Annotated in this window: 20 protein-coding genes; 9 read left to right on the top strand and 11 right to left on the bottom strand. The window is 64.1% G+C overall.

Annotated elements, in window-relative coordinates:
• Window positions 1–91: 91 nt before the first annotated feature.
• The 3 genes from K288_RS0113125 to K288_RS0113115 all read right to left on the bottom strand — a co-directional run bounded on the left by K288_RS0113125 (window position 92) and on the right by K288_RS0113115 (window position 3584).
• Complete coding sequence (locus K288_RS0113125) at window positions 92–1153, bottom strand: CPBP family intramembrane glutamic endopeptidase (protein WP_152535500.1); 1062 nt, start codon at window positions 1151–1153, stop codon at window positions 92–94.
• Between the two features lie 218 nt (window positions 1154–1371).
• Window positions 1372–2826, bottom strand: a complete 1455-nt coding sequence (locus tag K288_RS45430) for an MFS transporter (protein WP_084799583.1) — start codon at window positions 2824–2826, stop codon at window positions 1372–1374.
• 251 nt (window positions 2827–3077) lie between these two features.
• Window positions 3078–3584 carry a ferritin-like domain-containing protein gene (locus tag K288_RS0113115; RefSeq protein ID WP_027579962.1) on the bottom strand — a complete coding sequence of 169 codons (507 nt, stop codon included), beginning with the start codon at window positions 3582–3584 and terminating at the stop codon, window positions 3078–3080.
• A gap of 393 nt (window positions 3585–3977) precedes the next feature.
• Between K288_RS0113115 and K288_RS0113110 the strand changes: the two genes are divergently transcribed.
• Together K288_RS0113110 and K288_RS0113105 are read left to right on the top strand one after the other, a co-directional pair.
• Window positions 3978–5063, top strand: coding sequence for a YbhN family protein (locus tag K288_RS0113110; RefSeq protein ID WP_027579961.1), 1086 nt, complete (start codon window positions 3978–3980; stop codon window positions 5061–5063).
• An 87-nt stretch (window positions 5064–5150) separates the two neighbouring features.
• A complete protein-coding gene (locus K288_RS0113105) occupies window positions 5151–7088 on the top strand; it encodes a hypothetical protein (RefSeq protein WP_043159764.1) in 1938 nt (645 codons plus the stop codon).
• Between the two features lie 120 nt (window positions 7089–7208).
• Here the strand turns inward: K288_RS0113105 and K288_RS0113100 are convergent, their stop codons facing one another.
• Together K288_RS0113100 and K288_RS0113095 are read right to left on the bottom strand one after the other, a co-directional pair.
• Window positions 7209–7796, bottom strand: a complete 588-nt coding sequence (locus tag K288_RS0113100; RefSeq protein WP_027579959.1) for a DUF2147 domain-containing protein — start codon at window positions 7794–7796, stop codon at window positions 7209–7211.
• A 162-nt stretch (window positions 7797–7958) separates the two neighbouring features.
• A complete protein-coding gene (locus K288_RS0113095) occupies window positions 7959–8987 on the bottom strand; it encodes an NAD(P)/FAD-dependent oxidoreductase (protein ID WP_027579958.1) in 1029 nt (342 codons plus the stop codon).
• Window positions 8988–9151: 164 nt separating this feature from the next.
• Here K288_RS0113095 and K288_RS0113090 point away from each other — a divergent pair, with 164 nt between their 5' ends.
• On the top strand, window positions 9152–9616 hold the full coding sequence (locus K288_RS0113090) for a thioesterase family protein (protein WP_027579957.1): 465 nt from the start codon (window positions 9152–9154) through the stop codon (window positions 9614–9616).
• Between the two features lie 96 nt (window positions 9617–9712).
• On the opposite strand, the gene K288_RS0113085 is transcribed toward K288_RS0113090, so the two are convergent.
• Entirely contained in the window at window positions 9713–10033 is a 321-nt protein-coding gene (locus K288_RS0113085; protein ID WP_027579956.1) for a 2Fe-2S iron-sulfur cluster-binding protein, read from the bottom strand.
• 127 nt (window positions 10034–10160) lie between these two features.
• On the bottom strand, window positions 10161–10550 hold the full coding sequence (locus tag K288_RS0113080) for an Hpt domain-containing protein (protein WP_027579955.1): 390 nt from the start codon (window positions 10548–10550) through the stop codon (window positions 10161–10163).
• A gap of 395 nt (window positions 10551–10945) precedes the next feature.
• Between K288_RS0113080 and K288_RS0113070 the strand changes: the two genes are divergently transcribed.
• The 3 genes from K288_RS0113070 (at window position 10946) to K288_RS0113060 (ending at window position 18404) form a co-directional block, all read left to right on the top strand.
• Window positions 10946–16867, top strand: a complete 5922-nt coding sequence (locus K288_RS0113070; protein ID WP_027579954.1) for a negative regulator of septation ring formation — start codon at window positions 10946–10948, stop codon at window positions 16865–16867.
• Window positions 16868–17038: 171 nt separating this feature from the next.
• Entirely contained in the window at window positions 17039–17719 is a 681-nt protein-coding gene (locus tag K288_RS0113065; protein ID WP_043159761.1) for a hypothetical protein, read from the top strand.
• Window positions 17720–17804: 85 nt separating this feature from the next.
• Window positions 17805–18404: an RES family NAD+ phosphorylase gene (locus tag K288_RS0113060; protein WP_244443138.1), complete on the top strand. Its 600-nt coding sequence runs from the start codon at window positions 17805–17807 to the stop codon at window positions 18402–18404.
• Window positions 18405–18485: 81 nt separating this feature from the next.
• Here K288_RS0113060 and K288_RS0113055 read toward each other — a convergent pair whose 3' ends face one another.
• The 3 genes from K288_RS0113055 to K288_RS0113045 all read right to left on the bottom strand — a co-directional run bounded on the left by K288_RS0113055 (window position 18486) and on the right by K288_RS0113045 (window position 21382).
• On the bottom strand, window positions 18486–19355 hold the full coding sequence (locus tag K288_RS0113055) for an MlaD family protein (protein WP_027579951.1): 870 nt from the start codon (window positions 19353–19355) through the stop codon (window positions 18486–18488).
• 117 nt (window positions 19356–19472) lie between these two features.
• On the bottom strand, window positions 19473–20243 hold the full coding sequence (locus K288_RS0113050) for an ABC transporter ATP-binding protein (RefSeq protein WP_027579950.1): 771 nt from the start codon (window positions 20241–20243) through the stop codon (window positions 19473–19475).
• Between the two features lie 5 nt (window positions 20244–20248).
• Complete coding sequence (locus tag K288_RS0113045; protein ID WP_027579949.1) at window positions 20249–21382, bottom strand: ABC transporter permease; 1134 nt, start codon at window positions 21380–21382, stop codon at window positions 20249–20251.
• A gap of 125 nt (window positions 21383–21507) precedes the next feature.
• Here K288_RS0113045 and dgcA point away from each other — a divergent pair, with 125 nt between their 5' ends.
• The gene (gene dgcA, locus K288_RS45425; protein WP_043159760.1) at window positions 21508–22515 is read left to right on the top strand and encodes an N-acetyl-D-Glu racemase DgcA; all 1008 of its coding nucleotides are present in this window, start codon (window positions 21508–21510) and stop codon (window positions 22513–22515) included.
• A 25-nt stretch (window positions 22516–22540) separates the two neighbouring features.
• Here the strand turns inward: dgcA and K288_RS0113035 are convergent, their stop codons facing one another.
• Window positions 22541–23740, bottom strand: coding sequence for an MFS transporter (locus tag K288_RS0113035; RefSeq protein WP_027579948.1), 1200 nt, complete (start codon window positions 23738–23740; stop codon window positions 22541–22543).
• A gap of 75 nt (window positions 23741–23815) precedes the next feature.
• On the opposite strand from K288_RS0113035, the gene K288_RS0113030 reads away from it, so the two are divergent.
• The gene (locus tag K288_RS0113030) at window positions 23816–25012 is read left to right on the top strand and encodes a hypothetical protein (RefSeq protein ID WP_027579947.1); all 1197 of its coding nucleotides are present in this window, start codon (window positions 23816–23818) and stop codon (window positions 25010–25012) included.
• A gap of 187 nt (window positions 25013–25199) precedes the next feature.
• A complete protein-coding gene (locus K288_RS0113025) occupies window positions 25200–26969 on the top strand; it encodes a metallophosphoesterase (protein ID WP_051334518.1) in 1770 nt (589 codons plus the stop codon).
• The last annotated feature ends 7 nt before the right edge of the window (window positions 26970–26976 follow it).

Here is a 26976-nt window from a genome sequence, read left to right as displayed (position 1 = left end):
CTCCGCCGTGGTGATGATGCCCAGGCTCTTGCCGAGCCCGGTCACGGCGCGAACGATCGCCATGAGCCAACATCACATGCAGCCCGCCACTTCACGGTAGCAGCGCCCGTGCGAAAGCCGCACGGGATCGCTCCGACGCAGCGTTTGTCTCAATGTCCGAAATGCCGGCAACCGTGTCTATGTGGAGGGCAGGATACGTAAAGAAAACCGCGTGAATGAAGTTCAACAGAAAGTGCACCGCGATAGATGTTTCCAGGCGGTTGGTTTTCAGAAAGGCTGCACCGTAGAACAATCCTGCGAGAGCGGCCAGCGCGACATAGGCCCAGCCTCCAGCAATATGGGCTAATCCGAAGAGTCCAGCGCTTACCAGCAACGCAGCATAAGCGGGCCAGCCAAGACGGGTAAATCCGGCCGTGAGGCTGCCCTGCACCATCCCGCGAAACAAAGTCTCTTCTGAAAACGCAACGAATATGAGGTTATTCGCTGCCCAGATCCAGAAGAAGGGCATGATCTTGGGGTCGAATGCGATGTAGCCGATGGCTAAGGAAACCGGAATTATCACGGCAAGGCAACTGCCCAGACAGAGGGCGCCGATCACGAGACTGCGCCGTGCGTCAGCCTGTTCGTTCGCTGATTTTTGGGAGTCGGCGGCCACGGGAAAAAAGCCCCCGCACCGCGCCAGTATCCAGGCCGCGGCCACCTTGTCGAAGTCAAGGTACATCGTGAACGGCACTCCGCCCGGAGACATCACCATGTGATCTATGATTTTCGCATTATGAAAACCGGGCATGAAGTGACCGGCGAATGTAACGGCTGCAGCCACAACCAAAAGTCCGGATAACATGGTCGCGCCGGGAAAGGTGAAAGCCACGTCGCCGCGGCGCAGGCTGAAGTGCCAAAGACACAGAACGAGAAACGCCGCCAATGCGAAAACTGCCTCGATCGATACGATGCCGCCGAAGAGGGCCGCCACCAACGAAAGGCACGCAAACCAAGTCGAGAAATTTTGCTTTCGAGCGACAAGTGCGGCGGCTGAAATTGCCAACAGAAGATATGCGGCGCCGGACAACGGGTGGGTTGAAACAAACGACATCAAAGCCCCTTGCGAAATATCTTGAGTTCGTTTGAGAACATCAGGGGTGCCGCTTTCCACGCGAAGCCGCTCGAGCCATGAAAGACACTAGAGCATGATCCGGACAATCCGAAACCGGCTTTCGCTGGACGCGCGAGGCGTTTGCCGAAAGATCACGCCCTAATGATCTGCAGCCCAGTCAGCCTGGCCGGATCGTGATTCAGTTCGCTGCCGTGCGCAGGCGATCAGCCGCATAGATGACGATCTCACTTTGTTCGGCGGTTTCTGCGCGGCATTGATCAGCGCGGGGGTGGGCACGTTCTCGTCATCCACCTCTCCGGCCAACGCTGGGCACCAAGCATGATCGTGGCAGCGGCAGTAACCAGCAGGCCGGCCGAGATAAGCAGCGACGCGTGCAGGCCGGCGATGAATGCCGTGGACCGACCGACCAGCGAGCCGAACAGCGCGACGCCCAGCACACTTCCGGTCTGCCGCGTCGCATTGAGCACGCCGGCCGCAATCCCCGAGCGCGATTTCTCGACGCTGCCGAGCAGCGTCGACGTCAACGGCGGGACCAAGAGACCCAGGCCGCAGCTCATCATGACCAGTTGCGCGCAGATCGCCCAATAGGAGGTATCAGGCCCCAAACCGAGCAATGCCAGACATCCCGCGGCCGACAGCAGAGCGCCGCTGCCGATGGTCGCGGGCGCGCCGATGCGCTCGCTGATGCGCGGCGCGATCAGATTGACGGGCAGCACCGCGCCCATCATCGGCACGAAGGCAAGCCCGGTCTGAAATGCCGAAAGGCCATTGATCTCCTGGAAATACAGGCTCAGCACGAAGATCAGCCCGTAATAGGCGACGTTGACGAGAAGACCGACGAGCGATGTCGCCGTGAACATTCGCTGCCTGAACAGTGCGAGCGGCAGCATCGGTTGCAGCGCATAGGCTTCGAGCCGGGCGAACAGCGCGCTCAGCACCGCGGACGCGGCAAAGCCTGAGACCACGAATGGATCTTGCCAGCCGCGCGCGCCGCCCTCGATAAGCGCGCCAGCAAGCGTGCCGAGGGCCGCGATCGCCGCGATTTGACCAGGCAGGTCGATCTCGCGCGAGAATGAGCGCGTGGTCTCGTCGGCGTAGCGGAAGGTGAGCCAGAGGCCGGCAAGGCCGATCGGCAGATTGACCAAAAAGATCGCGCGCCAGCCGATCAGCGCAATCAGTGCACCGCCGAGAAAGGGCCCAGCCGTCAGCGCCACGCTGGCGCCGGCCGCCCAGACCGCGACAGCGCGGCCGCGCCCTCTCTCATCCGGATAGGCATGGCTGAGCAGCGCCAGCGAATTGGGCACCAGGATCGCGGCCGCCAGTCCCTGGATGCAGCGCGCCGCGATCAGGACCGTTGCGTTCGGCGCCAGCGCACAGGCAAGGGACGCCGCGGTGAACAGGGCAAAACCGGTCATGAAGACCCGTTTGGCGCCGATGCGGTCGCCGAGCGCGCCGGCCGTCAGGATGAAAGCGGCAAACGCGATGGTGTAGGCGCTCACCACCCATTGCAGGTCGGACACACCGCCGCCAAGCGTGGCGCCGATCGCATGCAGCGCGGTGTTGACGATGGTGACGTCGAGCTGCACCACCCCGTAGCCCAGGCTCATCGCGGCAAGTGTCAGCGAGGCGGCGAGCCTGGAAGGCAGCGGTTTTTCTTCCGGACCGGACGGCGCGTCCGCATATTGTCGGGTCCTGAGCGACTGGTTTTGCATGGATCACCTCGACGGAGAGCCAGCACCAGACATAGCCCGTTATCTCACGAATACACTTCGGTATTGATCGAATAATGATCGCGGAGAGCGGCGACCGGTACAAAAAGCCGCACCGGATTATTCCGGAGCGGCTTTTTGCCTCAATATCCGAAATGCCGAGAGCATGATCCGGACCATCCGGAACCGGCTTCAGCTAGGCCGAGATCACACTCTGATGAGTCATGACCCAGTCGAGCTGGCCGGATCGTGATCTAGCCCGCGGCCCTGAGATTGACCTTGCCTTCGGCGATCGAGGTCAGCTTGTTGTCGGTCATTTTTTCCTCGTCCAGCGTCTTCTGCAGGATGGAAGCGCAGTCGTTGCGGCCGAGTTGCCGTGCCCATGCGATCAGGCTGCCATAGCGGACGATCTCATAATGCTCAGCGGCCTGCGCCGCGTTGATCAGCGCGGCGTCGAGAACGTTCTTGTCATCCACCTCTCCGGCCACCTCGTCGGCTTCCTCGATGATGCCGTCGATTGCCGGACAATCGACCGCCTTCACCTGGGCGCCGTGCATCTGGAACACCTGCTCCAGTCTCTGCACATGCGTCCTGGTCTCATCCAGATGGGCCAAAAAGCCCTGCTTGAGCTGCGGATCGGAGGCCTTTTTGGCCATCTTCGGCAACGCTTTCACAAGTTGTTGCTCGGCGTAATAGATGTCCTGCAATTGGTGCACGAACAAGTCATTCATGCTCTTGATGTCTTTACTGAACAGTCCCATTGCGCGTATCCCTTGGTTCTGGGAACATGACGCGCGGCCACCTCCTTGTCCCCCGCACGACGCCATGTTCTGTTTGCCGATACCTGCGCTAACCGGCTGGATGGACCGACGTTCCGGAGAATCCGTAAGAACCCGGCCTCGGAACAGCGGAACGCTGCGACGAATTGAACCGAGAGGGCCGCTGGCGGCGACTCACATTTTCCAAGGCCCAGACATATGTACGGCGTATGACAGAAATCGCGAACGAAGGCGGAAGCGTGGCTTGTCAAGGGCTGCACAAATCTACGGTTTTGCCTTATGGGTGCTTGGGCACGGTGCGTTTGACCGTCACCCGTTACCCCATCTGACCACGTAACGGGCCTTCTTAAGAATGTCGCCCCGCCGGGAGGACGAATGCATCGGCTGCTGACCGCGCTTGGGCGTGGCTTCAAGGAAAAGATCGGCTGGAAACGGCTCGGGATCGCCGCGAGCCTTATCATCATCGCGTTGGCGGTGACCCATCTGGTCCGGACCTTGAAGGGCGTCGATACCGCCCTGGTCCTGACGGCGCTGACCGAGATCGCCCCCCATCGCATCGCGCTCGCGGCGCTGTGCGTGGTCGGAGCCTTCTGCACATTAACCTTTTACGACTTCTTCGCGCTTCGGACCATCGGCAAGACCCATATCCCCTACCGCATTGCGGCACTGTCCAGCTTCACCAGCTACACCATCGGCCACAATATCGGCGCCACCGTCTTCACCGGCGGCGCGATCCGTTTTCGCATCTATTCGGACTATGGCCTGACCGCGATCGATGTCGCCAAGATCTGCTTCCTCTCCGGCCTGACCTTCTGGCTCGGCAATCTCTTCGTGCTTGGGATCGGCATGGTCTGGCACCCCGCCGCCGCGTCCTCGATGGACCTGTTGCCGGCGGCCATGAACCGGCTGATCGGATTGGGCTGCCTTGCCGGCATCGGCGCCTATCTGGTCTGGCTCGTGACCGGCACCGGCCGCCGCGAGCTCGGCCAGAACGGCTGGAAGGTGATATTGCCGTCCGCGAAGCTGACGCTCGTCCAGATCCTGATCGGCGTCGTCGATCTCGGCTTCTGCGCGCTCGCGATGTATCTGTTGATGCCGACCGAGCCCTATATCGATTTCGTCTCGCTGGCGGTGGTGTTCATCCTGGCCACCCTGCTCGGCTTCGCAAGCCACGCGCCCGGGTCGATCGGCGTGTTCGACGCCGCGATGCTGGTGGCCCTGCCGGACTTCTCCAAGGAGCAGTTGCTGGCGACACTGGTCGTGTTCCGCATCCTGTATTTCCTGATCCCGTTCGGCATCTCGATCTCGATCATGGGGATGCGCGAGCTCTGGCTCAACGTGGTGCAGCCGTGGCTCAGCCGGCGCAAGCTCAATGATCCACCCTTCAGGGCGGAGACCGCGGAGGCCACCGTGCGGCGATCGGTCGAAAGCCGGCCCCGGATCAAGCACCTGAAGCGGTAACAGCGACGTTATCCGGGCGCGTTATTCTTTGTGGCTAATTCGGCGCGGCTCTCTTATTTCTGCCCCACCGATGCCGTCAAACGCGCCATGGTCAAAATTCCGTTCCGTTCGATCGTTTCCGTCGGGCTGCTGGCGATTGGGCTGCTGAGCCAGTCGGCCGAAGCGCAGACCGCCCCCGAACAGCCGCTGCAGATTTCGTGGGAAGTCCGCAACCGCTTTCGCCTGTTCCGCGAGGAACGCGACTTCCTGTTGCAGACCGAAGCCGGCCGCGGCCGCAGCGTGCTCGCCGGCGAGCAGGCGCTGGAATTGCAGAGCGACGGCCGCGGCTGGGCGCGCAATACCGTCAACCGGCTCTGCATCGACCTCGCCGGCCGCGTCAACGAGCCCTGCACCCGCGACAACATCAAGGAAAGCTACCTGACGCCAACGGATCATCCGATCACGGTGCGATTGGTCGGGCCGATTCCGGTCGGCGCCACCTGCGCCTGGTCGTTCGACGACGGCGATGGAGTGCAGAGCTCCGCCTTCGACTGCGCCGAACCGGTGAACCTGCGCGTCCGCTATGGCCGCACCACCGTTGCGACCGTCGACGTCTCTGCCGGCTCCGATCCGACCCAGCGCGTCTCCACCGAGATCGCCGTGCGCGACATCTTCATCGCTGGGCTCGGCGACAGCATCGCTTCCGGCGAGGGCAATCCGGACCGTCCGATTGCGCTGGCAGAAGAAGGCTTCTGCTTCCGCTCCTATCTCGGCACCGCGGGCGCGCAATATTACCGGCCGAGCCGCGCCGGCTATAAAGGCGGGCGCGCCTGCGAAGCACCGGACTTCCTCTCGGTATGGCAGAAGCACAGCGCGGTGTGGTTCAACGCGGCCTGCCATCGCTCGCTTTACAGCTACCAGACACGCACGGCGCTCGCGCTCGCGGTGCGCTACCCGCACATCGCCGTGACCTACCTGCCGCTCGCCTGCACCGGCGCAACCATCAATGACGGGCTGTTCGGCTCGCAACAGGCCCGCGAGTGCCAGCCGAGCAAGGGCAACACCTGCTCGGGCAGCGTCAACGGTCAGCTCGCTGAATTGCGCGATGCGCTTGCGGCAGCCAAGCGCCGCCAGCCGGATCGACAGCTCGACATGATCCTGCTCTCGATCGGCGCCAACGACATCTATTTCTCCGGCCTCGTCGCCGACGTGATCGTCGACACCGGGACGGAGCGTGCGCTGTTCCGGCGCGGTGGCGTCATGGCGTCCGTCGACGAGTCCCGCGACGCGCTGCGACGCACGTTGCCGCAATCCTTTGCCAAGCTGCGCGAGGCGCTCAAGCCGTTCGTCGGCGGCGACCTCTCGCGGGTGATCTATACGGCCTATGCCAATCCGGGGCTATCTGACGGCGGCGTCCCCTGCCCCGGCGGCCGCGCCGGCTTCGACATCCACCCCTCCTTCAACGCCGCACCGCAGCGGCTTGCTCCGGTGGTCGGCTATGTGCAGGATGAATTTCTTCCGACGTTGAAGGCGCTGGCGCTTTGCCAGTCCGGCATTCTCTGCCGCAATCCGCGCGCCGATCGCATGAGCTTCGTCGACGCCCATCAGGACGCGTTCGCGATGCATGGCTTCTGCGCGCGTGCCGCCACCGATCCGGAATTCGACCGGCAATGCTTTGCGGCCAATGGCGAGAGCTTCAATCCTGACATCGTCTCCGCCGCCAACCAGCCGATGATGTGCGGCCGTAGCGCCTCGGAATATCGCGCCTACCTGCCGCGCGCCCGCTGGATCCGCGACGCCAATGACAGCTACTTCACCGCGATGACCTATCCGCAGGCGCTGCCGTCCTCGATGCAACCCTCGGACATTCACGATGCGACCTGGGGCGTCCTGTCGGCCGTCTATGGCGGCGCGGTGCATCCGACCGCCGAAGGCCATGCCGCGATGGCGGACGCCGCTCTTCCCACAGCGGCCGCGGTGCTCCGGCTCGATGTCGGCGTTGGCGAGGTGATCTCCGAACCGGTGCAGCCGATCGGCGGACGCTAAAGCGTTTCCAAACGGCTCTAGAGCGTTTTCGAGCGAAGTGAATACCGGTTCGCGTGAAGAAAACGCGTCAAAACAAGAATCTAGAGCTTCGGTTCTGATTCAATCAGAACCGAAAATGCTCTAGCGCGAAGGGATGCCGGCGGGACCGACGTTCTTCTTCGTGGCCGCAGGCGGCGGCTTCATCGCGGCCGCCTGTGCCGGCAGATATTTCGCGACGATGCCGGGATCGAGTTGCGCGATCGCGGTGTCAGGGAGGCGGTACCAAGTCTCGTCCCTGCCGAACAGCGAGATGCCGATGTAGCCGCGCATCGTCAATTCCTTGCCGTCGGGACTGACGCTCATCTTGGCGCTGTAGATCTTGCCGTCGCGCGGATCGAGCACGTTGCCTTCCTCATACTTCAATCCGTCGCGCTTCATGTTGCGGATAAAGGGAATGCCCAGTAAGGGCGCGTTCTTGCGGTCGTCAGTGCATTTCGAACAAGCCTCGGTGACAGGCTCGCCGGGTTTCGGGAACGTCTTGGCCATGATGCCTTCGAAGACACCGTTATGGTCGACGAACAGCACCCATACCACGGGCTTGCCGCCCTCGACCTTCTGCCACAGACCCGCCGCCGACGGCTGCTGAGCCTGCGCCGGCAATGCTGTCGCCAGCAGGAGCGCCGTGATGATCGGCACTAATACCCGAAATCGAAATGGCCAATTCCGCATCGTCGTCACCCGACTAATTCATCAAAGGAATGAACGAAGACTACGGCCATTTCGCGGAAGGTTCCAGTGGCAGCGCAAAACGATCCAGATGGCCGCAGAGATCGCCCGCGGCCTGATTGCTGACATTTTGACTGGGATCGGCCGATCATATGTTGATTGGCATCAATTGACCCCGAGTTTCTTCTGCAGGCTCGACGACGAGGTCGTGTATTGGAACACGAGCCGCTTGTCCGGATAGACATAGCGGTGCGCCTTTTGCGACATCAGCGCGCCCTCGTGGAAGCCGGACAGGATCAGCTTCAGCTTGCCGGGATAGGTGTTGATATCGCCGATCGCGAAAATGCCAGGCACGTTGGTCTCGAAGGCGGCGGTGTCGACCGGCACCAGATTGTTCTCCAGCGCCACGCCCCAATTCGCGACCGGACCGAGCTTCATCGTGAGCCCGAAGAACGGCAGTATGGTATCGCACTCGATCCTCGTGATGGCGTTGTCGTTGCCCTTCACCGTCGCCGCGGCAAGCTTGCCGCCGTCACCCTCGAGGCTGGTGACCTGACCGAGCTTCAGGTCCATCTTGCCATCGGCAACGAGCGCGCGCATCTGCTCGACACTGTGGGGCGCGGCGCGAAATTCGTCGCGCCGATGCAGGAGCGTGATGCGCTTGGCGACCGGGTGCAGGTTGAGGGTCCAGTCGAGCGCGGAATCGCCGCCGCCGACGATCAAGATGTTCCGGTCGCGGAACTGCTCCATTTTCCGCACGGCATAGAACACCGAGCTGCCTTCATAGGCTTCGATGCCCGGCACCGGTGGCCGCTTCGGCTGGAACGATCCGCCGCCGGCGGCAATCACCACGACCTTGCATTCGAACACCTTGCCCGCATCGGTCGTCACGCGGAAAGCGGGATCACCGATCTTCTCGATCGTCTCCACCATCTCGTTCAGATGGAAGGTCGGGTTGAACGGCTTGATCTGCTCCAACAGCGAATCCGTCAGCCCCTGCCCGGTGACGAGCGGAACGCCGGGAATGTCGTAGATCGGCTTCTCCGGATAGAGCTCGGCGCACTGGCCGCCGATCTTGTCGAGGATGTCGACCACATGGGTCTTCATGTCGAGGAGGCCCAGTTCGAACACGGCAAACAGTCCGCAGGGACCCGCGCCGATAATCAACACGTCGGTTTTGATCGCTTCGCTCATATCCGCTTCTTTTGTCAGTTGAGTACGAAATGGGAAGACTGCCGGCCGAGCCAGGACGGCCTGATCCGGCATGCCATAATAGGGGCGGCAAGCGCCGCGGCAACCCCTTGCCGCAACTCGACAACTAGGCTGTAACGGGGCGAACTACCTTGGAGATTGTGCAAGTGAATGCCCCGATCCGTTCCGACGCCACGCCGCGCCTGGAGGACTATCCCTATCGGCTGTCAGACAATGTGCGCTTTGCCGACCTCGATCCCAATGGGCACGTCAACAATGCGGTCTATGCGAGCTATTTCGAGACCGGCCGCGTCACGCTGATGAAGGATCCCAGCAAGGGATTGGTGCCGGATGGGCTCGCCTGGATCATGGTGCGGCTCGACACTCATTTCCGCGCCGAGTTGCACTGGCCCGGCACCATCGAGCTCGGGCTCGGCGTCGTGAAGTTCGGACGAACCTCGGTGACGTTCGATCAGGTCGTGTTCTCGCAAGGTCGGTGCGTGGCCTCAGCGCAGGCGGTGACGGTGCTGATCGACGAAACCACGCGCAAGCCGGTTCCGCTGACGGATGAAGTGAAGGCTAACCTAAAGCCCTGGATCCGCCGCGGCGTTGATCTGAGTCAACTGGATTAGAACTCCGTTTCTGATTGAATCAGAACCGAAGTTCTAGATTCTTGTTTTGACGCGCTTTCTTCACGCGAACCGGTGTCCACTTCGCTCGAAAGCGCTTTAGGCCTGCCGTTCCGGCGTCGTCACCACGAGCCCGTCAAGGTCGTCGGTGACCTTGATCTGGCAGGACAGGCGCGAATTCGGCCGCACGTCGAAACCGAAATCCAGCATGTCCTCTTCCATCGGTGTGGGTGCGCCGACCTTCTCGCGCCAGGCTTCGTCGATATAGACATGGCAGGTCGCACAGGCGCAGGCCCCGCCGCATTCGGCCTCGATGCCCGGAATGCCATTGCGGATCGCGCCTTCCATCACGGTCGCGCCGTTCTCCACCTCGATGGTGCGTCTTTCCCCGGAATGGTCGACATAAGTTATCTTGGCCATGATCGCTCGTGCTGCCGGAATACGGATCTGGATGAGGTCCCCGGCAGTCCCTATAACGGGTCGATCCCTGGAGCGCCAGCGGCCGGGCCCCCTCACGCAAAACCTTTTGAGGTGAATTTGTTGCCGATCAATTCGGGTTTGAAGGCTCGCCAAGGATAGCCTGGATTGCGTTCCGCGCCCGAGCGACCGCGTCAGTGAGCGCCGCCAGCGGCTCCGCCGTTTCGGCGCCGCTCGTCAGGACGTGTTCCAGCCCGGCGGCGGCATCCGCGACAGCGAAAGCGCCGATCGCGCGCGCCGATCCCTTCAGCGTGTGCGCCAGTTCGCGCGCATCCTGTGGGAGCGTGGCCAGGGCCGCGATCAGCTTGACCGATTGCGCCGCGAACAGTGAAAGCACCTCGCGCTCGAGAGCGGCGTCGCCAAGCGACATGCGCGCGAGATGCGCAAGATCGATCGGACCGTCACCGGGGGCGAGCGGCGGCGAAGCTATCCATTGGGTCCGTTCGAGGTGACGCGGCATGGCCTGACCTGATCCAGGGACCGGCCGCTACCTCCTTTTCGGTAGGGCCGTTTGGGCGTAAACCAATCACGGAAATAGTTAACGGATCGTTGGCCAAATTTGCCTCAACTTTGCCCTTTTTCAGACAAAGTGGACCTCAATGGCCGTCAGTCCGCGGGATTTCTGTGTAAGCAGAAGGCCTTAAGGCACAAACCTGTTAACGATGATTAAGAATGTCTTAATCGCGGCCATTTCATTCGCATCGCTCAGCCAATAGGATGTTTCCGGATGTAGCGGACAAGCGGCCGACGGGCGTGCTTGCGTACCGCTTTACGGGGACGGGACGGCTTGAGCTTGCGGGGGACAATATTCGCAAGATCGCCGACGCGTAATAGTTGAGAGGGCTCAGACTTAACATGGCGAACAATCCCAAGAAGGTGAAAGATCCCACCGAAGTCGCGCTGTCTGCCATTCAGGAGGCCCTGAACATCGGTGAGAGCAGTGCCGAGCCCAACCGCGATGTGATCAGTACCAGTAGCGGCGAAGCCGCGGCGCCCGTCATTCCTGCTCCGGCAACCCCCTTCCCCGAAACTCCGTTCGAGACACGTCCGAGCAACGAGCGATCGGTGTTCGAACCGATCGAGGAGCCGCGCGGCCCGCGGCGCGCCGCCAATGACGACCGCGAGGCGATCGGACAGCTCCTGCAGGCGCTGCAGAAGGGCAGCCCTGCCCGCAACGTCTACACCTTTGCGTCGATCTTCACCGGCGTCTGGCTGGTCGGCTGCGCCCTGCTCACCGTGACCTTCCTGTCCTCGCTGCAGGCCGCGATCGGCCAGAGCGGCGGCGTCTTGGTGCTGGCGGGCCTCGCCTGCCTGTTCCTGGCGCCCGTGCTGCTGTTCCACTTCCTCGCGAGCCTTGCCTGGCGCGGCCAGGAGATGCGGATGATCGCGCAATCGATGGCGCAGGTCGCGATCCGCTTCTCCGAGCCCGAAGGAGCGGCGAGCGATTCCATGGTCACGGTCGGACAGGCGATCCGCCGCGAGGTCGCGGCGATGGGTGACGGCATCGAGCGCGCGATCGCACGCGCCGGCGAACTCGAGACGCTGGTCGCCAACGAGGTCGCGGCGCTGGAGCGCGCCTATTCCGACAACGAGGTGCGCATCCGCGCGCTGTTGCAGGACATCGCCCACCAGCGCGACAATCTGGTCGGACAGGCCGAGCAGGTGCGCAGCGCCATTTCCGGCGTGCAGATCGACCTGCGCCACGACATTGCGCTGATCTCGGACGCGATCGCCTCGCGCGTCGACGAAGTTGCAAAAAGCATCACCGGCGCGCTGGAAGAGCGCGGCCAGCACATCACCCAGGCGCTGAGCCATGCCGGCGACAACATGATCCTCGCGCTCGGCGAGCGCGGCGGCGACCTGCTTGACCGGCTCGAGGAAGCCAGCTCCGAGACCACGCGCGCGGTGCTCGATGCCTCCGAGCGGCTGACGAACAGCCTCAACTTCAAGACCGGCCACGTCCACGACGAATTCGTCGACCTCGCCGACCGCGTCCATGAGATGCTGAACGAGCGCATCGATCGCATCACCGGCGATTTCGAGCAGCGCGCCGTGAGCGTTGTCGAGGGCATCTCCGAGCGCACCGAACTGGCGCACGATTCCCTGAAGAATTCCTCCGACTCGCTCCTGCTCGAGCTCGAGCTGCGCAGCGGCGACCTCGTCAGCAAGATCGACGAGGCCGGCAATCGGCTGGCCAGCCACATCCTCACCTCCGGCGACAAGGCGGGCGAAGTGCTCGATGTCACCGTCAATTCGCTGGTTGCCAGGGTGGTGAGCCAGACCAAAACCGCGCACGACTCGCTTTCGCTGCAGATGAGCGCCTTCGACGAACTGGTGAAAAACCAGGGCTCGGGACTGGCCGAGAGATTCGCCCGCGACTCCGGCACGCTCGGCGCGCTGATCACCCGCCACATCGCGGAATTCGACCGCACCGTGAAGATGTTTGGCGGCGAAATCGTCGAGCGCATGGGTCAGCGCACCGAGGACATGGCCAACACGCTGAAGGACTATGTCGACAATTTCGACGCCCGCCTCACCTCCAACAGCGGCGAGATCACGGCGACCCTCGACCAGCGCCTCTTGCAGTTCGAGACCACGCTCGGCGACCGCGTCACCAGCCTCGACTCGTCGCTGGACAGCAAGCTCGCGATGTTCGACAGCACATTGAGTGGCCGCGTCAACACGCTGGACAGCTCGCTGGAGAACCGGCTCGGCACGCTCAACGCCTCGCTCGAGAGCCGGCTCGGCTTCCTCGACAACTCGCTCGACGGCCGCCTCAAATGGCTCGACGAGTCGATCGACGGTCGTTTGAAGTCGCTGGAACAGACCTTCGACACCCGCGCGAGCTCAGTCACGCAGACGATCGATGGCCGGCTCGGCATGCTCGCGACCTCGCTCACCGAAGGCGCGGCACAGGCGATCCAGTCGATCGACTCCCGCCTCGGCCTGCTCACCTCCTCGCTCACCGACGGCGCCGCGCAGGCGATCGAGGCGCTCGATTACCGCATCGCCACCGTCACCGAAACCGTGGACGGCCGCAGCGCGCATCTGACCGACTCCATCTCGGCCCGGTTCCTGGAAATTCACCAGGGCATCGAGACCCACGTCGGCGCCATCGCCGGCGATATCGACTCCCGCGTGGCGCAGTTCGAGGACCTGCTCGGCTCCCGCGTCGAGGCGGTTGCCGGCCGCATCGAAAGCAGCGGACGCCAGGCCAGCGACGAGCTGATGGCGCGCGCTGAACTGCTCTCCTCCGGCATCAAGTCGCATGTCGAGGATGCCGAGCGCTCGCTGACCAACCTGGTGGTCAACACCAGCGAGACCATCCAGACCGGCGCCCGCACCGCGCAGCAGTCGCTGCTCACGGTCTCGTCCGACGTCGGCTCACAGCTCAAGCTCACCGCCGGCGAAGTGGAGGCTGCACTGACCGCTGTCGGCGCCGGTGCTGCGAGCTCGATCCTGTCCAGCGCCCGCGACGCCCAGGCCTCGCTGATGGCCGCCACCGGCGAGGTCGCTTCCCAAGTCAAGGCGCTGTCGACCGATGTCGAGCGCACCTTGCAGGCCGTCGGCAGCACCACCGCCGCTTCGATCCTGTCGGGAGCACGCGAGGCCCAGACCGCGCTGGTCAGCGCATCCACCGACGCGGCAAGCCAGGTGAAGTCGCTGGCCGTCGACGTCGAGCGCTCGCTGACGCTCGCCGGCACCGCCACGGCCGAAGCCGTCACGGCCGGTGCGCGCGAAGCGCAGAACGCGCTGATCACGGCATCCACCGAGATCACCAGCCAGATCAAGTCGCTGACGGGCGATGTCGAACGCTCGCTCTCGCTGGCGGGTAGCTCGACGGCGGAAGCAGTCGTTGCCAGCGCACGCGAGGCCCAGAACACGCTGGCCACGACCTCGACCGATATCACCACCCAGGTGAAGGCGCTCGCAGTCGATGTGGAGCGTTCGCTGTCCACCACAGGCACATCGACGGCCGAGGCGGTCGTCAACAGTGCCCGAGAGGCTCAGAACACGCTCACGTCGGCATCGACCGAAGCGGCAAACCTGATACGAACGCTTACCGCCGACGTGCAAAGCTCGCTATCGCTCGCCGGCACCGCCACCGCCGAGACGATCACGTCAGGCGCACGCGACGCGCAGAACACGCTGGTTGCCGCTTCAACCGAAGCCGCAAACACCGTCACGGCATTGGCCGCTGACATGCAGCGCTCGCTGTCCATGGCCGGCGCAGCCACCGCCGAGTCGATGACCTCAGGCGCACGCGAGGCCCAGAACGCGCTGGTTGCTGCTTCAACCGAAGCTGCAAACACCGTCCAGACGCTGGTCGCTGACATGCAGCGCTCGCTGTCCATGGCTGGCGCGGCCACCGCGGAGTCGGTCACCTCCGGCGCCCGCGAAGCGCAGAACACGCTGGTTGCCGCTTCAACCGAAGCCGCAAACACCGTCACGGCACTGGCCGCTGACATGCAGCGCTCGCTGTCCATGGCCGGCGCCGCCACCGCGGAATCGATCACCTCAGGCGCCCGCGAGGTTCAGACCACGCTGGCCACCGCCTCGTCGGAGGCGGCCAACCACGCCAAGTCGCTGGCGATCGATATCGAGCGGACGCTGAGCGCAGTCGGCGCCGACACCGCCGCGGCCATCCTGAGCAGCGCGCGTGAGGCGCAGACCTCGTTCGCGTCGACCTCCTCCGACGCGGCAAATCAGATCCAGGTCATCTCGGCCCAGATCGAGCGCTCGCTTACTGCCGTCACGGCGAACACCACCGATACGATCCAGACCTCGGCGCAGAACGCGCATAGCTCGCTGGTCGCCGCCGCCAACGAGGTTTCCTCGAAGGTCAAGACGACGTCCGCCGACGTCGAGCGTTCGGTGCTCGCCGCTTCCAGCCAGTTCGGCTCGACCATGACCGGCAAGACCGACGAGATCGTCACCTATGTGCAGCAGCAGGCCGAGCGGCTGGCACAGATGGTCGACACAAGGCGCGGCACGCTGGTGGAGGCACTCACCAACAAGAGCGCGCAGCTCGCCACCGATATCGATCGCGCCACCGCGGACGCGCTGAAGTCGATCGAGATGCGCGGCCATACCTTCGCGCAGACGATGTCGAGCCACGGCGCCGAAGTCGCGCGCAACATCACCTCCGCCGGCGATCTTGCCACCGGCGCGGTGTCGAAGTCGCTGAAGGATCTCGAGCACTCCTCGCGCGCGGCAATCGACCAGTCGCGCCAGGTCTCGATTGCCGCCGTCACCGAGATGCAGGAGACCAGCAAGATCCTGCGCACGGATACGGTCGCCCTGTTCGAGCGGCTGCGCGAGGGCAACATCCTCTTGCAGGAAGTGCTCACCGGCGCTCACGACAACCTGAACTCGCTCGAGCGCGCGCTCGTGACCCGCGTCGCCGACTTCGTCTCAGCGATGAACGACGTCACCTCGCGCAACGGCGTTGCGACCCAGACGCTGGAAGACCAGCTCACCGTGTTCAACAGCAAGACCCAGAAGGCGCTGGAGGACCTCGGCGAGCTGTCGACCCAGTTCGACACCCACGGCCGGGCACTGGTCGAGGCAGCAGCACTGGTGGAGCAAAGCAACCGCAACACCACCTCCTCGATCGCCGAGCGCAAGGCGACGCTCGAGTCGCTGGTCACCACCATCGACCTGCGCACCACGGATCTCGACCAGCGGCTGTCGCGCTTCACCGGCCTGCTCGATGAATCGCTGGCCGCTGCCGAGGAGCGCGCCCGCGACATCGCCCGCGTGGTGGCGGAGACTGCCGGCGCCGGTTCGGCGGCGATCAGCCGCCAGTTCGAGGCCGTACGCTCCGCCGCCGAGAACGAGCGGCAGCAGACGATCGATGCGATGAGCGACCTGTACCAGCAGAGCACCCAGGAAACGGATGCGATGTTCAAGGAATCGACGGAGAAGTTCTCCGCGATGGTGCAGTCGATGAAGCAGATGGCGGCCGAGATGCACAACGAGCTCGAGACCACCCGCAACGAGCTGCGCCGCGGCGTGCTCGAAATGCCGCAGGAGGCCGCGGAGAACACCGCGCAGATGCGCAAGGTGATCGTCGACCAGATCGAGGCGCTGGCCGAGCTCAACCGGATCGTGGCGCAGCACGGCCGCGGGCTCGACGTCGCGACCAATAACCGGGCCAGCGCGCAGCGCCAGGACGAGCCCGTAGTGGTCGCTGCCGCCGGCGGTCGCGCAAGCGATGTCCGTGTACGCGGCGACTATGGCAGCGCATCGAGCCTGCCGCCGCCGGACCTCGGCGTGCCGGCACCGGCCTCGCGCCGTACCGAGGCGCCGCCGGTCAGCCCGGCGACGCCCCCGGACAACGGCCGGGATGGCTGGCTGTCGGACCTGCTCAACCGCAGCGAGACGCCCGCCCCCGCACCGCGCGAAGCGCCGCGTCCCCGTCCGCAGGCCGCCACCGCCAATCCGCTGGAATCGCTGTCGCTCGACATCGGCCGGCTGATGGACCGCAACCTCGCGGCCGAAATGTGGGACCGCTACCAGCGCGGCGAGAACAAGGCGTTCACCAAACGCCTCTACACGCCGGCCGGGCAGAAGGCGTTCGACGAGGTCGCCCGCAAGTACCGCTCCGACCGCGGCTTCAAGCAGACGGTCGACCGCTACATCGCCGAGTTCGAGCGGCTGCTCGACGAGGTCGCCCGCGACGACCGCGGTCAGCAGGCGCTGCGCAGCCACCTCACCTCTGAGACGGGGCTGGTGTACACCCTGCTCGCACATGCGGCGGGACGATTGGGGTAGGCCGCGGATAGCGCGTGGCGGATAGCGAATGGAGAAACGGAGGCCTTCGGCCTCCGTTTCTGTTTTAATGCCCGCCGGGCCGACGAGGCGGCACCCATGCGCAACCCTTGATGAGAAGGGTTATCGTGATATATAGATAATCACGATCACCCTAGCTGGATATGGAATCCCATGGCCGCACCTGACAAAACCATTGAGCTGTCAGGCATCGGAACATTGAGCGGGACACCGGAACAGGTCCGAACCAGACTTAGCCGCCTGCACGCGGAGCGCGTCATCGCATTGACGCTGGAGCACGGGAACGAAGCGGCAGTCCGAGCACTCACGGAGACGGTCGCCAATCTAGCGCCGCTGGTCCGAACCATTCTTGAGCGCCGCCAGGACGAAGCGCTCCATTCGATAATAGAGGCACTTGTCCCGGAGGTCCCCCTTCCCCGGCACAAGCTGATCGAGGCCCGCATGACGGCTGAAGCGCGCAAGGCCGTGCTCGAGAGTGGCGATTGGTTAACTGCGGCTCAGATCGCCGAGATCGCAGGATTTAGTGCCAGCAATCCCAGCGCTCAGCCGAATAAATGGAAGAGAGACAGACAGATCTTCGCCGTGCGCCATCGCGGCGTGGACTACTTTCCAAGCTACGCCCTGGACCCCTCGACTGACTATCGCCCGGCCAAAGGCCTGGCGCGAGTCCTCGCCGTATTCGGCGAGCGGAAGGACGACTGGGGCCTCGCTTACTGGTTCGCCTCGGTCAATAGTTTCCTTGGTGGCAAGCGACCACAGGACTTGCTGATAGACCAGCCCGCGCGCGTGGTCGCTGCAGCGCAGGACGAGGTAGCCGGCGTGCTGCATGGCTAGAAGGAAATCCGGGGCCGGCCGCGTGGCGGCTCGGCCATCGGTTGTGCCGGCACCGCCTGCCGATCTAGCCAAATTGGTGAAGACAGTGACTTGGCCGAAAGGCCGGGTCATTCATCGAATCCACCGTAAAATCTACGGCAGCAATGAGTTTAACCCGGCCCTGAACGGCAATGCGCGGTTCAGTCCGATCAAGGCTTCAGACGGCGCAAATATCCCCACGCTCTATGGCGGCACGACATTCGATTGTGCCGCCATGGAGACTGTCTTCCATGACATCCCCTTCAGCGCGGGATTGAAGACGTTCGACAAATGGAAGCTGACCGGTCAGGTCTATTCACAGCTCACTTCGAAGCGCGACCTTAATCTGGCTGACCTGAGCGCAACGGCACTCCGGAAGCTCGGCATCCAACGCAACGAGCTCATTGATACTGAGAAAGACAAGTACCCCGACACCCGGAAATGGGCCGAGGTCATCCACGCAACGTGCCCTGGCGCCGAAGGGCTCTATTGGGTGTCACGGCAGGATGATCGCGCGTTTGCGATCGTTCTCTTCGGAGACCGCCTCGCTGGAGCCGACCTCGTACCAAATGGAGGTCCATACAGCGTGTCGGCTGACGTGACTGTCTACACGGACCTGCTTGCCCTCGCAGAACGGATCGGAGTCGATATTGTGGACGGAAGATAGCAAGCGGCCAGTAGATCAAGCGCGATTGTACCGGCCTTCGCCCCCGGAATCCGACGCGCTTCTACATGCGATCCGCCGCCTCTACTGCCGCCTCAGCCTCGGCGGCGGCGGCGGTTCGGATGCATTGCTGTTGCTGCTACTGCTGCTGCCGGCGCCGAACAACAGCCGGGTCGGGTTCCGGTCGAGGTTGTTCACGGCACGGCTGATATCGCCGAGCGTCCTGCGGCCGTCGGCCATCAGTGCGCCGGAGCGCTTGTCGAAATCTTCGGCGAGTTCGCGGATTGATTTCACCATCGCTGCCAGGTCGCCGCCGCGATCGCCGCCGGCGATGCTGTTGAGGCCGAGCATGAGGTTGTCGGCCTTGCCCATCACGCCGTCGACCCTCAACATCACGTTGTCGATCTTCTCGGAATTGCGCGCGAGCGCCGCCGTGAAGGTTTCGAGATTGCGCAATGAGTTCTTCACCGACTCTTGATTGTCGGCGACGATACGGTTGACGTTCTGCAGCGTCGCGCGGATCGCTTCGGTGACGTCCTGCAACGCTCTGGGATCGGCTGTCAGTACGGGGATGCCGTCCTCGTCGATCGGCACCGGAGGCGCCGTCTCCTCGCCGCCCTTCAGCGAGATTGCGGCAACGCCGGTCAGCCCCTGGAATTCGAGGCCGACCAGGGTGTCCTTGCGGATCGGCGCGTTGTTCTCGACCATCGCCAGTGCGACCACGCGACGGGGATTGTCGAGCTTGACCGAGATGACTTCCCCTATCCTGATACCGTTGAAATTGACGTTACCACCGTTCCGCAGACCCGAGGCCGGGCCTTCGAAGATCACCCGCAACGGGCTACGCTGCTTGGTGGTGTGCAGGCTCTGGAACCAGAGCACGAAGCCGAACGCAGCCGCGATCACCGCCAGCGTGAAGGCGCCGATCAGGACATAGTTCGCCCGGGTTTCCATCGATTGCTCCAGCTACTCGTCCAAGCTCAGGCTCCGCCGCAGCGGAACCGTCACTGACCCTTTTATCTTGCGCATGATCTTGTCCGAAAACCGGTTTCCACCTGCCGGGATCGTGCGCTAGCCGATGACGGCGCGGGCGCGTTTGCCATGGAAATATTGCCGCAGCCAAGGGTGCTGCGAGGCCTGCATGTCGGCGATAGATCCTGCGGCAATGATCTTACCGTTCCCTAAAACGGCGATGCGGTCGCACGCGGTGTAAAGGCTGTCGAGGTCGTGCGTTACCATGAAAACGGTCAACCCCAAAGTGCGCTGCAGGGTGCGCACCAGCTCGTCGAACTCGCCGGCGCCGATCGGATCCAGGCCCGAGGTCGGCTCATCCAGGAACACGAGTTCCGGATCAAGCGCGAGCGCGCGCGCCAGCGCCACACGCTTGATCATGCCGCCGGAGAGCTCGGAAGGGTAGCGGTCGGCGACCTCCGGCTTCAGCCCGACCATCACGAGCTTCGCCACCATGATCTCGTCCAACAGCCGCTGCGAGACCTTCAAATATTCGCGCACCGGAAACTGGATGTTCTGCCGCACGGTGAGCGAGGAGAACAACGCGCCCTGCTGGAACAGGACGCCCCAGCGCCGTTCGACCCGGCGCCGCTCGCCGGAGCTGGCGGCATCGAGGTCGATACCGAACACCTCGATGTGTCCTGATACCTTCGGCACCAGCCCGATGATGGTGCGCGTCAGCACCGACTTGCCGGCGCCGGAGGGACCGACAAAGCCCAGGATCTCGCCGCGCTTCACATCGAGGTCGAGGCCGTCGAGCACGCGGGTCCTGCCGAATTGCACCGTGATGTCGCGAACGCGGATGATGGCGTCGGAAATGGGCTGCACCATCATGGTCACATCCCGATCGACGCGAAGAAGATTGCGAACACGCCGTCCATCACGATGACGAAGAAGATGCCCTTCACCACCGATGACGTCGTGTGCTGGCCGAGCGATTCCGCGCTGCCCTGCACCGCAAGCCCCTCGACGCAGGCAACGATGCCGATTACCGCCGCCATCACCGGCGCCTTGACCATGCCGACGATGAAATGATCGATCGAGATGGCGTCACGCAGCCGCAGCAGGAACGCTTCCGGATCGACACCGCCATAGAGCCAGGCGACAAGGCCGCCGCCATAGAGCGCGGCCATCGCGCCGAGAAAGGCAAGGATCGGCAGCGCCAGCACCAGCGCCAGCATGCGAGGCAGCACCAGCACCTCGATCGGATCGAACCCCATGGTGCGTAGCGCGTCGATTTCCTCACGCATCTTCATCGAGCCGAGCTCGGCGGTATAGGCGCTGCCCGAGCGGCCCGCGACCATGATCGCCACCAGCAGGACGCCGATCTCGCGCAGCACCAGCACGCCGAGCATGTCGACCACGAAGATGTCGGCGCCGAACCTGCGGAAATGAAAGATGCCCTGCTGCGCGATAATGCACCCGATCAGGAAGGTGATCAGCACCACGATCGGCACGGCGCGCCAGCACACCTGCTCCAGATGGTGGATGGTCGAGGTCATGCGGAACGAGCGCGGACGAACCAGGACATGCCCGCTTGCGACAAGCACGGCGCCGAGCATGTCGACCAATCCGATGATCGTGCCGCCGATGCCGACCACGGTGCGGCCGATCTGGTCGAGCATGGCCGTGATCGAGACCGGGCTGGTCTCGATATCGGGCGTTTCCCTCACCCGCCGCACCTCGTCGACCAGGCTCGAATAGTTTTCCGAGAGGCCGGCGATGATCGCCTCGCCGCCACCATGGCTCAGGCTGCGCCTGAGACGCTCGATCAGCCAGGCGCCGAAGGTGTCGAGCTTGGAGACCTGGGAGACGTCGATGAAGATGTCGGGACGGGTGCCGCGGAGTTTTTCTGCATCGGCCACCATGCGCTCCAGCACGGGCGCGAAACGGGCCGTCCAGGGCCCCACGGCGCACAGGGCAAGGCCGTCGCCTTGTGCTATCCGTTCCAGTGTCCGGTCGCCGTTCAAAATGCCCATCCCTCGTTCGAAAGGTCAGAATTCGAACGCCGCATTGCCTTGTAGAATCTGGCGCTAACCAGCCATAGTTGGTAGCGCCTCGCAAGCGCACGGTCCAGAAATTGCGAGATTTTGAAATGACTTCCAGTCGATCCGCGCCCCCTGCGCGACACCTTGCCGCCACACTCGAGCGCTGGCCGATCGCGGGCGCCTTCACCATCAGCCGGGGCGCCAAGAGCGAGGCCGTCACCGTCGTGGCCGAGGTCAGCCTGGATGGGCTGACCGGCCGCGGCGAATGCGTGCCCTACCCGCGCTATGGCGAGACGCCGGAGGCGACGCTAGGGGCTATCCAGGCGCTGAAGGAGCCGTTTGCAGCCGGGATGGACCGGCAGCCCCTGCAGACGCAAATACCGCCAAACGCCGCGCGGAATGCGCTGGACTGCGCCCTATGGGACCTCGAGGCCAAGCGGGCCGGCAGCCGGATCTGGAACCTGCTCGGACGCGGCGCGCCGGCCCCCTGCACCACCGCCTACACGATCTCGCTGGGAACGCCGGAGGCGATGGCGGAAGCGACCGCCAGGGCCGCGCACCGGCCGCTGCTCAAGATCAAGCTCGGCGGCGACGGCGATCCCGAGCGCATCAAGGCGGTACGCAGGGCGGCGCCGAATGCCGAACTGATCGTCGACGCCAATGAGGCCTGGACGGCGGACAACCTCGCCGACAACCTCGCCGCCTGCGCGGACGCCGGCGTCACGCTGGTGGAGCAGCCGCTGCCGGCGGGCAGGGATGCGGCGCTGGCGCGGATCAAGCGGCCGCTTGCTGTCTGCGCCGACGAAAGCGTGCATGCACGCGCCTCGCTGGAGGGGCTCCGCGACCGCTACGACGCGGTCAATATCAAGCTCGACAAGACCGGCGGCCTGACCGAAGCGCTGGCGATGGCGGACGCGGCGCAGGCGCTCGGCTTCGACATCATGGTCGGCTGCATGGTCGCGACCTCGCTCGCCATGGCGCCCGCGATGCTGCTGACGCCGCGCGCGCGCTTTGTCGATCTCGATGGTCCGCTGCTGCTCGCGCACGACCGCGACAATGGGCTGCATTACGACGGCAGCCTCGTCTATCCGCCGGAGGCCGCGCTGTGGGGATGATAGAGCCCCTTTTTGACGCGTTTTCTTAACGCGAACCGGTACCCACTTCGCTTGAAAACGCTATCCGGTGCTGTCCCAGCCACATGATGAGTGCACCTGACGCTGCCATCGCGGCCATCAGGTAATAGACGCCCTGGCCATAGCGGGCATAGACGAGGCCACACAGGATCGAAGTACCGCTTGAGACGATGCCGCTGCAGGCGGCGAGATAGCCCTGCCCGCGCGCCATCATGTGTCCAGGCACCTGATGCACCAAAAGCCCCATGATGCCGACCTGCGTCAGGCCGAAGGTCAGCCCATGCGTGAGCTGCACGACGGCCAGGATCGGAAGCGACGGCTCCTGTGCGGTGATCACCCAGCGCGCGACCCCAGCCAGTGCACCGATCACGACCAGCATCGCCGAGGGCAGCGTGAAGCGCGGCGATGCCGCAAACAGCACGATTTCCGCGAGCACGCCAAGCGACCACAGCGCTGCAATGGTGAGCCCGCCGAGGCCGGCCTGCTTCCAGACGATGGAGGAAAAGATGTAATAGGCGACATGGCTGCCCTGGATCAGCGCGGAAGCCGCGATGATCGCAAGAAAGCCGCGATCGCGCAGCAGTGCGCTGCCGCTGCGGTGTGCAGTCTCGGCCCTCTTTGCGACCTCGAGCGGCCGCAAGCCCAGACTGGTGAGCGCGCTGACCCCCGCCACGGCAGCGATGATCCAGATCAGGTACTCCGCTGCGACCGCATCGACCAGCAAGCCGCACAGGAGCGCACCGACCACAAAGGCCGCCGATCCCCACAGCCGCAGCGGCCCATAACTCAGGCCATAATGCGTCACGCCGCGGAGCGCATAGGCGTCGGTGAGCGGCGCCGTCGGCGTCCACAGGCAGCAGGTGACGACGAAGACCAGGAATACCGGCAGCGCCTGGTGCTGGGTGCCAATGAGGGCAAATCCGAGCGCGGTCGCGGCCGCCGTGATCGTGATGGCAGGCCGCAGCATCTGCCGCCGCTCGGCTAGTCCGGTGATCAGCGGCAGCACGGTGAATCGGGTCACCGCGGGCGCCGCCGTGATGATGCCGATCCAGGACGCCTCGATCCCCACTGCCTTCAGCCAGACCGGGAAAAACGGCAGATAGGTGCCGAGCATCCCGAACATGGTCCCGTAAAAGGCTCCGAGGCGAGCCGCGAATCGCTTAGCATCCACTTGCGGCGCTGCAGGAATTTGTGATTCGGAAGCCATCAATCCAATTGCGATTCGCGTGATATCGTGGTGTTCGTTATCGCAGCGTGCCGTGATTTGCGCGACGAGATTTGCATGGCCAACGAAGCATTCGCCCTTTCGCCGATCACAGCCCGCCCGATGCAACCGGGCGAGGATGACTACCACGCGATCAGCGAAGCCTTCATGGAGACGGCGCGAGGCCGCTGGTTTCTCGCCGAATATGCCAAGCGCAACCGCAACGCCGATACCCGCCTGGTGCTGGATGCGGTGGCCCGGCTCGAGGAAAGCCTTGCCGCGCAGAAGCAGGTGGTCGAACCCGATCGGGGGCCGGCGGTCGCCGAGGCCATCGCCGCGATCCGCGATGCGGTGGAGGCTGCGCAGGCATCTGCGGCCGAAGCGCTCGATGGCTTGGGGCTGGAGCAGAAGCTCGCCCCGGTGCGCAAGGGCGCGCGGGTGATCCGCGAGATCGCATGGCGGCTGCGCGAGATCGGCAATGACGGGCGCATCTGCGACCTCATCGACTCCCAGGTCGTCGCGATCGAGAACGGCGCCGCGCAGATTTCATCCGAGGACGCGAAGGCCGCGCTGGATGCCGCCTTCGCACCGATCGTGCAACGCCTCGCCCAGTTCTCCGAATCCGACGAGACGCCCGCGCCGAGCGCCGAAGCACCGGTGGCACCCTCGCCTGCGCCGGAGAGCCCCGCGAAGGAGCGTTCCCTTCACGAGGAGCGCCCCCTTCACACGGTGGAGGTCGAAGCTCCACCTGAGGCGCCAGCGGTCGTAGAGACGGTCGCCGCGCCTCCCGAGCCGGAAGCCGCGGAAGAGACCATCACCGTCGCAGATGCGGAAGCTGCGCTCGCCGTTGCCGAGGCGGCGCTGGCGGAAGCCGAAGCCATTGAGCTCGCGCGCGCCACCGATGAGGCGGCCGCCGACGCTCATGACGAGGCTGTGCTCGACATGATCGCGATGGAAATGGGCGCGCCCGACGCGTTCGACGTTGAGGACGCCACGGCAACGATCGCCCGAGTACCAGTTGTTGAACAGGAAGCAGCACCCGCGCCGGAAATCGCGACGGAGGCGGCAGAGCCTGTCGCCGCGCTGCCGGAACCGCAGGTAGAGCTTCCGCCGCAGCCTACGTTCGCCGCGCCGCCGGAACTTCCGGTCGAAATCTCGCTCGGCTCCACGATCATTGCGAGCGGCATCATCAAGAAGCCCGGCGCCACCGCCAACGACCCGCTGGCGCCGATCCGCCGCATGAGCCAAGCTGAGAAGATCGCGTTCTTCTCGTGAATCACGGGTATCGCCGTTGCGCGAGCAGACTCGCGCCCGCGGCCGATGTGTCGTTACAAGACCTGTGCTAAAACCGATAGCACAGACATGTGCGGCTGCTAGCGTCCATGCACTTTGTGCCGGCTGCGAGTGAAGCGGCGCACGCAAAGTCGATCCTGGCGACAGGTGCAAGCGGCGGGCTCATATCATGACGCGGTCGACATCGGCGGACGAACCTTCGAGCATTCAGCGCCGCTTGATGCTTGATCCCCGCCTCGGCGACGTCGAGGACGATGCCGCCAGCCCCGGGCAGCGTTCGCTGCTCGCTATCGCCGGCAGCCTGCTCGTCGAGATCAGCCTGCCGAAGCTCTTGTTCGCGTGGACGACGTTGCTCCTCTTGCCGGCCGTGCTGCTCGGCCTCGCGCCGCTCCTGGCTTCAGCGTGGCTTTCAATCCTGTCCGAAAAGATCCTGGTCCTGACGGAAATCGGCGCGGCATTGATGCTGATTGTGATCGTCGCGCTCGGATGGTTCGCCTGGCGGCCGCTGCTGCGGATCGTCGAAACCAGTTTCTGGTCGCTCAACGCGCTCGCGGTGCAGCCGAGCTATGCGTTCTGCCGCGAGGCACTGCGCCATCTGACGGAACGGATCTGGCCGAACAGTTTGACTCCCGCCTTGCGGATGCGACTGCGCCGCGCATGTTCGCTCGGCGCCGGCATCCTGTTGGGCGCTGGCGCAGCGTTGATCGCGATCCTGGTTTGGCCGGCCTCGCGATGGACTGCTGGCCTGATCGATCTGGCCCTGGTCCATCATCTTGTGACGACGACGCTGGCCAATGCCATCGTGCTGGTGTCCTGCTATCTCGCCGTTGCCTCGCTGGCCTGGGGCTTTGCCGATGCCAGCATGGATCAACCGGCCGATCTCGCCGCCTTCGATATCCCTCGATCCGATGCCCGCATCTGGCGTGTTGCGCATCTGTCCGATGTCCATGTCGTCGGCGAGCGATATGGCTTCCGCATTGAATGCGGGCGCGCCGGCCCGCGCGGCAATGAACGCCTCGCCGCCGTGCTCGCTCGTCTGGCCGCCATTCATGCCGCCGATCCGCTCGATCACGTGCTTATCAGCGGCGATATGACGGATGCGGGACGTGCGAGCGAATGGGCTGAGTTCCTCGACGCATTGTCAGAGCATCCCGATCTTGCCGCACGGACCATCGTGCTGCCGGGCAATCATGACGTGAACATCGTCGATCGGGCCAATCCGGCCCGGCTCGACTTGCCGTTCAGCCCTGGCAAGCGGCTCAGGCAAATGCGGAGCCTGTCAGCGATATCGGCCATTCAAGGCAATCGGGTGCGAGTCATCGACAAGTCAGGCAAAGTCGCGGCCACGCTGGACGAGGAGCTCACTCCGCATCGCGAACGGATCGTTGCGTTCGCAGAGCGCGGCGGCGTGCGTCAGGCCGCCGGGCTGGGCCGGCTATACGAGGACCAGTTCCCGATGATCCTGCCTCCAGAGCAACAGGACGGCCTCGGAATAGCCATCCTCGACTCCAATGCCGAAACCCACTTCTCCTTCACCAACGCGCTCGGACTGGTCTCCTTCGAACAGGTACGGCGGCTGGAGGCCGCGATGGCCTATTTTCCGCGAGCACGCTGGATCATCGCGCTGCACCACCACGTCGTGGAATATCCCACGCCGACGACGAAGTTCTCCGAGCGGGTTGGGACGGCATTGATCAATGGAAGCTGGTTCGTCCGCAGGCTGCAAGCCTTCGGCGATCGCGTCGTGATGATGCACGGTCACCGCCACATCGATTGGATCGGCGCATGCGGCGCATTGAAGATCATCTCCGCGCCCTCGCCAGTGATGAATGCCGCCGATGATGCGCCAACCCATTTCTACATCCACCGGCTGGCAAGCGGACCCGATGGGACGCTCTGCCTTGCCGAGCCCGAGAGGGTGGAGATTGCGGGGAGCTAGAGCGTTT

This window comes from Bradyrhizobium sp. Ai1a-2 (assembly GCF_000426245.1).
Lineage (GTDB): Bacteria > Pseudomonadota > Alphaproteobacteria > Rhizobiales > Xanthobacteraceae > Bradyrhizobium.
Note: the sequence above shows the minus strand (reverse complement) of the source record. Positions and strands in the feature narration are given on the sequence as shown.